The sequence below is a fragment of the Brevibacillus sp. LEMMJ03 genome, from assembly GCF_007197875.1.
GTDB lineage: Bacteria > Bacillota > Bacilli > Brevibacillales > Brevibacillaceae > Brevibacillus > Brevibacillus thermoruber.
In genome coordinates, this window is record NZ_VKJN01000115.1 from 1 (window position 1) to 382 (window position 382).

At 57.9% G+C, this 382-nt stretch carries 2 tRNA genes and 1 rRNA gene; all 3 read right to left on the reverse strand.

Going from position 1 to position 382, the window contains the following annotated elements:
• Positions 1 to 7: 7 nt before the first annotated feature.
• The 3 genes from rrf to FOI68_RS23055 all read right to left on the reverse strand — a co-directional run bounded on the left by rrf (position 8) and on the right by FOI68_RS23055 (position 380).
• Positions 8 to 124: ribosomal RNA gene (gene rrf / locus FOI68_RS23045) — 5S ribosomal RNA — on the reverse strand.
• Positions 125 to 201: 77 nt separating this feature from the next.
• A tRNA-Ala gene (locus tag FOI68_RS23050) sits at positions 202 to 277 on the reverse strand.
• A gap of 26 nt (positions 278 to 303) precedes the next feature.
• Positions 304 to 380, reverse strand: a tRNA-Ile gene (locus FOI68_RS23055).
• Between the last annotated feature and the right edge of the window lie 2 nt (positions 381 to 382).

Here is a 382-nt window from a genome sequence, read left to right on the forward strand (position 1 = left end):
GGCAGCCGCCTGGCAACGTCCTACTCTCCCGGCCCCCTTCGGGGCAAGTACCATCGGCGCTGGAGGGCTTAACGGCCGTGTTCGGAATGGGAACGGGTGTGTCCCCTCCGCCATCGTCACCAGACATATTGCGCTCAACAGCGACAAGCACTAATGTACCACATCAGGCGACTCGCTATCAAGCTGTATTTTTTGGAAGAATGGTGGAGCTGAACGGGATCGAACCGATGACCTCCTGCTTGCAAGGCAGGCGCTCTCCCAACTGAGCTACAGCCCCATATGTATCCCAACCAGGGAATTTTATGGTGGGCCTAGGCTGACTCGAACAGCCGACCTCACGCTTATCAGGCGTGCGCTCTGACCAACTGAGCTATAGGCCCAG